Source organism: Streptomyces sp. SPB074 (assembly GCF_000154905.1).
GTDB lineage: Bacteria > Actinomycetota > Actinomycetes > Streptomycetales > Streptomycetaceae > Streptomyces.
On the sequence record NZ_GG770539.1, the window covers coordinates 2,440,050 to 2,450,831 of the forward strand.

At 73.9% G+C, this 10,782-nt stretch carries 4 protein-coding genes; 2 read left to right on the forward strand and 2 right to left on the reverse strand.

Going from position 1 to position 10,782, the window contains the following annotated elements:
* Both SSBG_RS09910 and SSBG_RS09915 read left to right on the forward strand, forming a co-directional pair.
* Nucleotides 1-1,947: CDP-glycerol glycerophosphotransferase family protein (locus SSBG_RS09910; RefSeq protein WP_037869384.1), on the forward strand; the 1,947-nt coding region annotated here is incomplete at its 5' end.
* Nucleotides 1,944-3,677 carry a glycosyltransferase family 2 protein gene (locus SSBG_RS09915; protein ID WP_008746027.1) on the forward strand — a complete coding sequence of 578 codons (1,734 nt, stop codon included), beginning with the start codon at nt 1,944-1,946 and terminating at the stop codon, nt 3,675-3,677. The genes SSBG_RS09910 and SSBG_RS09915, both read left to right, overlap by 4 nt.
* A gap of 94 nt (nt 3,678-3,771) precedes the next feature.
* On the opposite strand, the gene SSBG_RS09920 is transcribed toward SSBG_RS09915, so the two are convergent.
* Both SSBG_RS09920 and SSBG_RS09925 read right to left on the reverse strand, forming a co-directional pair.
* Nucleotides 3,772-8,769 (reverse strand): NAD-glutamate dehydrogenase, encoded by a 4,998-nt coding sequence (locus SSBG_RS09920; protein WP_008746028.1) that lies wholly within the window; start codon nt 8,767-8,769, stop codon nt 3,772-3,774.
* A 737-nt stretch (nt 8,770-9,506) separates the two neighbouring features.
* A partial coding sequence (locus SSBG_RS09925) for a helix-turn-helix domain-containing protein (RefSeq protein WP_037869386.1) occupies nt 9,507-10,782 on the reverse strand: 1,276 nt, incomplete at its 5' end.

The window sequence follows — 10,782 nt, forward strand, 5'->3', positions numbered from 1 at the left end:
CCGGCGGGGAGCCTGCACGCGCTGACCGGCGCGATCCAGCTCTGCGCGGTCCCCGCGGGCCGCCACCGCGCCGACGTGATCCTCCTCAACCACGTGCGCTCGACGTGGTCCACCGACGGCGCCCCCTCGCCCGACGGCCCCCTCCTGGACAAGGCGGGACACAGCCCGCTCCCGCTCGTGACCCTCCCCGGGCTGCTCCGCCTCGCGCCGCTGCTCGGTACGCGGCTCGTGCGCGCCTCGTTCTGGCGGGCGCACGAGGACGTGCTCACGGCCGGGAACGCCCTGTACACGGCGTACGCGCTGCTGCTCCTCGCCGACCGGGTCGCGTGCAGCGACCAGCTCGCGCTCGACGCGCGCACTCCGCGCGCCGCGACGCTCCCGCCGCCGGTCGCGGACGGCCCCGAGGGGCGCGTCGAGCCGTACGTGGCCGCCTGCCGCCTCCTGGAGCCGGGCCCCGCGACCGCGCCGCTGCGCCGCACCCTCTACGACCTCATGACGGCCGACTGGCTGCACATCATCGCGCGCGAACAGCGGGGCAACGACCGGGGGTTCTTCCTCGCGGCGGCCGAGGCCGCGCGCGCCTGCAAACCGGAGGGGCACCGCGCGCCCGAGGGGGCCGACGGGGTGCGGCAGAAGCTGCTCGAAGCGGGCTCGTACGAGAGGTACCTGCGCCTGGCCGAGTTCAACGACCGCCGCAGGCACTGGCGTTCGCTGGCGCGGAAGCAGAAGCGGGCGCTCGGCGCGAAGGTCCGCGCGCACCGGGGCCGCGCGGCCCGCAAGGCACCGCTCGACCCGGAGCTCGCCGTCTTCACCGCGTACTGGAACAGGGGCGTGACCTGCAACCCGGGCGCGATCGCCGCGAAGCTCGCCGAACTCGCCCCGCACATCAAGCCGGTGTGGGTCAGCGGCCGGGCACGCGTGCCGCTGCTCCCGCCGGGGACCCGGCACATCGTGCCGGGCACGCCCGCCTACCAGGAGGCGATGGGCCGGGCCACGTACCTGGTCAACAACGTGAACTTCCCGACCGGCTGGCAGAAGCGCCCCGGGCAGATCCACCTCCAGACCCACCACGGCACCCCGCTCAAGCGCATGGGCCTGGACCAGATGCCCTACCCGGCCGCCGCGCACGGCCTGGACTTCCGGCAGTTGCTGCGCCGCGTCGACAAGTGGGACCACAGCCTCACCTCGAACCGGCACTCGACGCTCATGTGGCGGCACGCCTACCCCTCCGGCTACACCGAGCTGGAGCACGGCTACCCGCGCAACGACATCTACTACACGGCCGGCCCGGACCTGGTACGGGCCGTGCGGGCGCGGCTCGGCATCGCCCCCGGCGTGCGCGCCGTGCTCTACGCGCCGACGCACCGGGACTACGAGAGCGCGTGGCGACCCCGTGTCGATCTCGCGCGGCTCGCCGAACGCCTCGGCCCCGGCACGGTGCTGCTCGTACGGGGGCACTACTTCTACTCCGGCGGCCCGAGCGAGCTGGCCGGGCTGCGCGCGACCCGCCGGGTGCTGGACGTCTCCGCGTACGAACCGGTGGAGGAACTGGCCCTCGCGGCGGACGCGCTCGTGACGGACTACTCCTCCATCATGTTCGACTACGCGCACCTGGACCGTCCCGTGGTGGTCTACGCGGACGACTGGGAGATCTACCAGGCCACGCGCGGCGTCTACTTCGACCTCCTGGCGCACCCTCCGGGCGCCGTCGCCCGCACCGAGGAGGAGCTGACCGAGATCCTGGCGGGCGAGGCGTGGCGCGACGGGGACGCGCGCGCGGCCCGTACCGCGTTCCGGGAACGGTTCTGCGCCTTCGACGACGGGCGCGCCGCCGAACGCGTCGTGCGGCACGTGTTCCTGGGCACCCCCGCCGCCGAACTCCCGCCCGTGGTGCCGCTCGCCGAGCGCACCCCCGCCCCGACGCCCGAGGAGGCGGTGTCCGCATGACCGCGACTCCGACGACCGCGCACCGCAGGTCGACCGCCGTGCAGGGGCCCGTGTCCGAGGCCCCGCCGCCCCCCGCCCCCGACGTGAGCGTCGTCGTCATCGTCCACAACGACGCCGACCGGCTGCCGCGCGCCGTGCGCAGCGCCCTCGCACAGACCCACGCCGCGCTCGAAGTCGTCATCAGCGACGACCACTCCACCGACGCGACCCCCGAGGTCGCGCGCTCCCTCGCCGCCGCCGACCCGCGCGTCACCTGCCTGCGGCTGCCGGAGAACAGCGGCGGGTGCAGCGCCCCGCGCAACCGCGCCCTGGACATCGCGCGCGCCCCGTACGTGATGTTCCTCGACAGCGACGACGAACTCCCGCCCGACGCCGTCGCGAAGCTCCTCGCCGCGCACCGCGCGCGCGAGGTGGACTTCGTGATGGGCGCCGTGCGCCGGGTCCGGGTGGACACGGGCAGGACCTCCCTGTGGATGCCGCACCTGGTGGCCGAGCGGCGCACGGTCGAGGGCATCGAGCAGGAGCCGGAACTGCTCTTCGAGCACCTGTCCACGTCGAAGATGTACGCGCGCGCCTTCCTCGACCGCGCCGGGCTCCGCTTCCCCGAGGGCATCCACTACGAGGACCAGCTCTTCTCCGCGCAGGCGTACTGCCTCGCGCGCGCCTTCACGGTCATCCCCGATCCGGTGTACGTGTGGTACATCGAGCCGTACGCGGCCACCGGGAGCGCGTCGATCTCCAACCAGCGCGACCGCCTGGAGAACGTCGCCGACCGCATCCACGTGCAACGGCTCATCGACGAGTTCCTGGAGACGGGCGGGCACGGGGCGATCCGCCCCGAGAAGGACTACAAGTTCCTCAAGCACGACTTCCGGATGTACGCGGGCGACCTGCCCCGGCGGGACGACGCGTGGCTCACCGGGTTCGCGGAGCTGGTGACCCCGTACCTGGACACGCTCGCCCCGCAGGCGTACGCCCGGCTGCCGCGCACCGAGCGCGTCGTGCTCCGTCTCGTACGGGACGGGCGCCTCGAAGAGGCGCGGCGGGCCGCGCGCGGGCTCGGCCTGCCGGTCGGACCCCGGCACGTGAGCCACGACGAGGAGGGGCACGTCTACTGGGGCGAACCGCTGCCGGAGGGCACGGCCTCGCGCACCGAGCTGGACCTGAGCGAGGAGGGCGTCGAGGCGGGGCCGCTCTCGGCGGCGCTCTTCCGGCACGAGGTCAGGGACCTGGAGACGGGCCCGGGCACGGTCCTGCGCTTCACGGTGCGCACCTACGACCCGCTCCTGCGGCTCCCGGTGGGCCCGCAGGTCGCGCGGCTCGCGCTGGCCCCGGGGGGCCGGAGGTACGAGGTCGCCTTTCGGACCGATCCCGTGCTCCCCGGCGTCTTCGAGGGCCGGGTGCGCTTCGACCCGGCGCGGGCGCCGCTGCCCGTCCGGGGTTTCGAGGGGGTCCGCCACCCGGTGGTGGAACTGCGGCAGGGACGCGGCCGGCACACGGCGCCGCTCCTGGGCCCGCTCGCCTTCCCGCCGGTCTCCTCCCGCCCCCGCGCCTACGGCGGCGCCGTCGAGCACGAGGTGACGGTCGCGCCCGAGGCGGCGGGCACGGCGCGGATCGAGGTCCGCTGGCGCCCGGCGGGCCCCACGGCGACCCTGCGCCCGCTCGCGGGCCGGCTCGGCAGCTCGGTGCTGTCGAGAGCGGCGAAGGTGATCCGCGGCGCACTGCGCTGACGCGCGAACGGCGGGGGGCGGCCCCTCGAACGGCCGGGGGGGGGCGGCCCCTCCAAGAGAGACCGCCCCCCGCCGAGGCGAAGCCGGCGCCAGATCAGCCGTGCGCCCGCAGCAGTGTGCGCATCGTGCGCATGGCCACCGACAGGTTGGCCAGGTCGAAGCTGTCGCTGCTCTGGATCTCCTCCAGGGTCGCCCGGGCCCGCGTCAGGATCGGCGCGTTCTTGCCCGCCCACACCTCGAAGCGCCGCTCCGGGCCGTCGCCCGGTTCGCCCGCCGCGAGGATGTCCTGCGTGAGGCCCGCGTGGGCCGCGTACAGGTCCTCGCGGATCGAGGCGCGCGCCATGGACTGCCAGCGGTCCGCGCGCGGCAGCTCGATGATGCGGTCCATGAGCTGCGTGACCCCGAGCCGGTCGCCGAGGTCGTAGAAGACCTCGGCGACGGCGAGCGGTTCGGTGCCGGTGCGCCCGGCGACGGCGACGATGTCGAGCGCGGGGAAGACCGAGGAGAAACCGGCGACGCGCGCGGCGAGTTCCTCCGGCACGCCCTCCCCGGTCAGCTCCTTGAGGATCGCCCCGTACCACTCGGCGTCGGCGCCGCGCAGCAGCTCGGGCAGCCGCTCCCACACCGCGCGCACGTCGTCGCGGAAGACCTCGACGGTCTCGGCGAGCTGGAGCGGCTGGGGCCGGTTGTTGAGGAGCCAGCGCGTGCCGCGCTCCACGAGCCGGCGGCAGTGCAGCCGGACGCGGGTGAGGACGGCGGCCGGCACCTCGTTGTCGAGCCGTTCGACCGCGTCCCACACGGCGCCGAGGCCGAAGATCTCGCGCGCGACGAGCTGCGCCCGCACGATCTCCTCCAGCGAGGCCCCGGTCTCCTCGCGCAGCCGGTGCAGGAAGGAGATGCCGCCGGAGTTCACGGTGTCGTTGACGAGGACGGTCGTGATGATCTCGCGGTGCAGCGCGTGCGCCCCGATCTGCTCCGCGTACTGCTCGCGGACCTCCTCGGGGAAGTACGCGAAGAGGAGCTGGCGCAGGTGCGGGTCGTCGGGCAGCGAGGTGCCGATGAGTTCCTGGGCCGCGGTGATCTTCGTGTACGCGAGGAGCACGGCGAGTTCCGGCTGGGCGAGCCCGCGGCCGGAGTTGAGCAGTTCGCGCACCTGCCGGTCGCCGGGCAGGAACTCCAGGCCCCGGTCCAGGTGGCCGTCCTTGACGAGGCGCCGCATGAGGCGCTGGTGGGCGTGGAGCAGGCTCGGCGCCTCGGCCTCGGCGTTGGCGAGCGCCACGTTCTGCGCGTAGTTGTTGCGCAGCACGAGCCGGCCGACCTCGTCGGTCATGCTCGCGAGGAGTTCGTTGCGCTGCTTGACGGTCATGTCGCCGCTCTGGACCACGGCGTTGAGCAGGATCTTGATGTTCACCTCGTGGTCGGAGGTGTCCACACCGGCGCTGTTGTCGATCGCGTCGGTGTTGATCCTGCCGCCGTCGCCGCCGTTGCCCCGGCGCGCGAACTCGATGCGGCCGAGCTGGGTGAGCCCGAGGTTGCCGCCCTCGCCGACGACCTGGGCGCGTACGTCGGCGCCGTTGACGCGGATCGCGTCGTTCGCCTTGTCGCCGACCTCGGCGTCCGTCTCGGTGCTCGCCTTGACGTACGTGCCGATGCCGCCGTTCCACAGCAGGTCCACCGGGGCCTTGAGGATCGCCCGCATCAGCTCGGCGGGGGTGAGCTTCGAGACACCGTCGTCGATGCCGAGCGCGCGCCGGATGTGCGCGTTGACGGGGATCGACTTGGCGGTGCGGGGGAAGACGCCGCCGCCCGTGGAGAGGAGCTGCGTGTCGTAGTCGGCCCAGGAGGAGCGGGGCAGCGCGAAGAGGCGGCGGCGCTCGGCGTAGGAGGTCGCCGCGTCGGGCTCGGGGTCGATGAAGATGTGCCGGTGGTCGAAGGCGGCGACGAGGCGGATGTGCTCGGAGAGCAGCATCCCGTTGCCGAAGACGTCCCCGGACATGTCGCCGACGCCGACGACGCGGAAGTCCTCGGTCTGGGTGTCGTGGCCCAGCTCGCGGAAGTGCCGCTTGACGGACTCCCAGGCGCCGCGCGCCGTGATGCCCATGCCCTTGTGGTCGTAGCCGGCCGAGCCGCCGGAGGCGAAGGCGTCGCCGAGCCAGAAGCCGTAGGACTCGGCGACGCCGTTGGCGATGTCCGAGAAGGTCGCGGTGCCCTTGTCGGCCGCGACGACGAGGTACGTGTCGTCGCCGTCGTGCCGCACGACGCGCTCCGGCGGGACGACCTTGCCGCCGACGAGGTTGTCGGTGATGTCGAGCAGCGCCGAGATGAACGTCTTGTACGCGGCGACGCCCTCGGCCATCCAGGCGTCGCGGTCCTGCGCCGGGTCGGGGAGCTGCTTGGCGACGAAGCCGCCCTTCGCGCCGACGGGCACGATGACGGTGTTCTTGACCATCTGCGCCTTGACGAGGCCCAGGATCTCCGTACGGAAGTCCTCGCGCCGGTCCGACCAGCGCAGCCCGCCGCGCGCGACCTTCCCGAAGCGCAGGTGCACGCCCTCGACGCGCGGCGAGTACACCCAGATCTCGTACGCGGGGCGCGGGGCGGGCAGGTCGGGGATGGCCTGCGGGTCGAACTTCATCGACACGTAGGCGTGCGGTTCCCCGCCCTTGCGGCCCGGCTCCGCGCCGCCGGTCCCGGCGCGCTGGAAGTAGTTGGTCCGCAGCGTCGCCTTGATGACGGTGAGGAAGCTGCGCAGGATGCGGTCCTCGTCGAGCGAGGCGACCGAGTCGAGCGCGCCGTCCAGCTCTTCGAGCAGTCCGTCGGTGAGCTCCGTGCCCGCGCTCAGCCGCTGCGGCGAGAGGCGCGCCTCGAAGAGCGAGACGAGCAGGCGGGTCGTGTGGATGTTGGTGCGGAGGGTGTCCTCCATGTAGTCCTGGCTGAACGTGGCGCCCGCCTGGCGCAGGTACTTCGCGTACGCGCGCAGCACCATCGCCTGCCGCCAGGTGAGCCCGGCGCCGAGGACGAGGGCGTTGAAGCCGTCGTTCTCCGCCCTGCCGCTCCACACCGCGCCGAACGCCTCCTGGAAGCGCGCGCGGGCGTCCTCGCCGATCGGCTCGCTGCTGCCCTCGGGCATCCGCAGGCCGAAGTCGTAGATCCAGGCGCTGGTGCCGTCCGCGCAGCGCAGCTCGTAGGGGCGCTCGTCCACGACCTCGACGCCGAGTCGGGTCAGGACGGGGAGCACCGAGGAGAGCGAGATCTCGCCGCCGACGCGGTAGATCTTGAAGCGCTTCTGGCGCGGGCCCGCGCCGAGCGGCTCGTAGAGCGAGAGGGCGGAGTCCTCCGCGCCGGCGCCGCCGCGCAGCCCGTCCAGGTGGGTGAGGTCGGCGACGGCCGCGCGCGGCGAGTGGTCGGCCTTGTAGCCCTCGGGGAAGGCCCGCCCGTACGTGCGGAGCAGTTCGGCGCCGCGTTCCTCGCCGAACTCCTCGCGCAGCGCCTCGCCGAAGCCGTCGTGCCAGGAGCGGGTCGCGTCGATGAGCCGCTGCTCGATGCGCGCGGCCTCGCCGTCGCTGAGGTCGGGGACCTCGGTGCCGGGGGCGACGCGGACGACGAAGTGCAGCCGGGAGAGGACCGATTCGGTGTTCCAGGCGGTGAAGTCGACGGTCTCGCCGCCCAGTTCCTCCTTGAGGATGTCGATGATCCGCAGTCGCACCTCGGTCGTGTACAGGTCGCGCGGCAGGTAGACGAGCGCCGAGTAGTAGCGCCCATAGACGTCCTTGCGCAGGTAGAGCCGCAGGCGGCGGCGCTCCTGGAGGTAGAGCACCGAGGTGACGACGGGAAGGAGTTCGTCCGGCGTCGTCTGGAACAGCTCGTCGCGCGGGTAGGTCTCCAGGATCTGGAGCAGGTCGCGGCCGTCGTGGCTGTTCGGGGTGACCCCGGCGGCGCGCAGCACCTCGTCCACCTTGCGGCGGACGACGGGGACGCGCTTGACGGACTCGGTGTAGGCGGCCGAGGAGAAGAGGCCGAGGAAGCGGCGCTCGCCGACGACCTCGCCGTTCTCGTCGAACTTCTTGACGCCGACGTAGTCGAGGTAGCTGCGGCGGTGGACCGTGGCGCGGCTGTTGGCCTTGGTGAGGACGAGGAGCGTGTGCTCGCGGGCCTTGGCGCGGGCGTCGGCGGGCAGGCGGCCGAAGCTCGGGCTGACGGGGTGTTCCTCGGTCGTGTCGTGGTGCGGGTCGGCGCGCAGGATGCCGAGGCCGGTGCCGGGCACGGGGGCGAGCGCGTCCTCGGAGACGAGGTCGTACTCGCGGTAGCCGAGGAAGGTGAAGTGGTCGGCGGAGAGCCAGCGCAGCAGTTCGCGGGCCTCCTGGACCTCCTGGTCCCTGAGCCCGGCGGCGGCGGGGCCCTTGGGGAACTCCTCGGGGAGCTGGTCGGCGACGCGGAGCGCGGAGTCGCGCATCTTGTCCCAGTCCTCGACGGCCTCGCGGACGTCGGAGAGGACGCGGAGCAGGTCGGTGGTGATCTGTTCGAGGTCGGCGCGGTCGCTCTCGCGGTCGATCTCGACGTGGATCCACGACTCGGTGAGCCGGTCGTGGCCGGCCTCGGCGGGCGGCTGGGGGAAGACCTCGATGAGCTTGCCCGTCAGATCGCGGCGGACCGTGAGCTGCGGGTGCACGACGGCGTGGATGCCGCGGCCCTGCCGGGACAGCTCGTTGGTCACGGAGTCCACGAGGAAGGGCATGTCGTCGGTGACGACCTCGACCACCGAGTGCGGGGAAGACCAGCCGTTCTCGTCCACGGTCGGGGTGTGCACCCGCACCTTCGCGGTGCCCTGCGGGCGCTCGGCCGCGAGCTTGAGGTGGGCCATCGCCGCGCCGTAGAGGTCGTCGGGCTCGCGGCCCTGGACGTCCTCGGGGGCGGTGTGCCGGTAGTAGCGCTGGAGGTAGGGGAGAACGCGGGCGCTCTCGAAACCGGGGGTTCCCGGCGAGATGCCGGCCGGAACGGAGATCGGCGGGTGGCCGCCCGTCGTCGGGTTCTCAGCGAGTCGGGCCGCCCGTTCGAGCAGCTCGTCCTTGGCATCGTCCAGCTTGGTCCGCATGATCCTCTGGCTCCTGTCGCGCGCCGTTGCGTGACGTAGAAGGAAGGTGGCGGCGGCACGTTCCTGCGGTGCCGCCTCTGCCGGTATCCGTGCCCTCGGCGGCCGGAGCGGCCGCCTCCGGCTGCGCGCCGTACCCGCGCGGTCGTTCAGCGGCGCCCGGGGCACGGAGTGCGTGCGCCGGGCGAAGGGCGGGGGCCTCGATGCCCGCACGGCCTATCGCGCTGATCACGGACCCAGGCTAACGCTCCCCGCCGGGCCCGCGTCATGAGCCGTATGTGCACAAATCACAGCCGTGGACTTTGACGCGACGCACAGCGCGCCGCATCTCCCTTGTGGCGTAAGGCCGCTGTCGTGCCGACGGCTCCGGAAGCCCTCTCACCAGGGCGTCCCGTGAATTTGCGCGCTTCTTACCGCCCCGACACACAAGCCCGCCGAGTGTGACGCGAAAGACATCGCCGCACCGCGCGCCGGAGGGCCGGCTGCCCCACCGACGAGGACAGCCGGCCACGCGACCGCCGGAGGAGGGCCCGGGCAGCGGGGCACGGAACGGGGGAACCGGATCGCCCCGCCCCCACCCCCCGGACCCTCCCGGTCCGTCCGGCGACGCCCCTCGATTCTTCCCGCGCCCCGGCCCGCACCGCGCCGCCCCGCGAGGAAATAGGTAGGCGGGCGGGGGTTTTAGGTATACGTACGCGGCGGGCGCAGCCCGCTCGCCCTCAGGCCCCGGCCAAGGCCCCTCAGGCCCCCGCCAGCGCCGCGCCCACCTCGGCGCGGGAGGCCACGCCGAGTTTCGCCAGGATGTGTTCCACGTGGGCGTCGGCCGTGCGTTTGGAGATGACCAGGCGCTCGGCGATCTCCCGGTTCGACAGGCCCTCGGCGACCAGCCCCGCGACCTCCCGCTCGCGGCGCGTCAATGCCGCCGCGCCGCGGCCCGCGCGGCGGCGGCGCGGGCCCGGCAGGTCGGTGTCCGCGCGGAGCGCGTCGAGCACCTCGGCGGCGGTGAGCCGCCCGCCCGCCTCGTACCCGCTCCGGCAGGCGTCCGCGTCCAGCGCGCCGCGGAGCGCGGCCCGGCTCGCCTCGTGCCACGCCTGGAGCGGCGGCAGGACGGAGACGGGGTCGCCGCCCACCTTCCGCGCCCCCTCGCTCCACCCGAGCAGCCACGCCGCCCGTACCCACCGTCCCCGCCGCGCCGCGGCCCAGAACAGCCCCATCCCCGCTATCCCCGAGAGCTGCGCCTCCCCGATCTCGGCGCACGCGCCGAGCGCCGCGAGCCAGTCCGCCTCCGCCGCCGCGAGCCCGGCACCGGGCGGCACCCCCACGCCGTCGAAGCCCTGCTCGGCGAGCCAGTGCGCCGCCCCGCGCACGACGAGCGCGGCGGCGCGCAGCTGGCACTCGCCGGGGGCGTGCGCCGCGAGGTGCCCGAGGATGTGGTCGCACATCGCGCGGGCCCGGTCCGTCTCACCGAGCACGGCCCACACGATCGCCTCCTCGTGGTAGATCATCGCGATCCCGAGCCCGTCCCCGCGCCGGTCGAACTCGGCGCGCAGCCGCGCCATCGTCTCCAGCGTCCCGTCCGCCTCCCCGCTCAGCAGCCGGGCCCCCGCGAGATGCCCCTCCGCGTAGCGGGCGACGTCCTCGTACCCGTACCTGCGGGCCTCGGCGAGGCACCGCGTCAGCCGCTCGACGGCGAGCGGGAGGTCGCCGGTCCACAGGCCGAAGGACCCCGAGCCGAGCAGCGCCCAGGCGCGCGCCTCCCTGCCGAGGCGTTCCGGCGGGTCCTCGGGGACGAGCGCGAGGCCCTTGTCGATCCAGTAGTGCCCCTCGGAGATCGCGGCGCGCGCCCGCCAGTACGGCCACAGGCGCGCGGCGAGCAGCAGCCCGGCGGCGGCCCGCCTCGGGCTCGCGAGGGCGAGGCCGAGCGCGGCGCGCAACTGCGGGATCTCCTCGTGCACGGCGCGGTGCAGCGCGGGCTGCTCGGAGCTGAGCAGGCGCGTGTGCAGGCGGGCGGCGAGG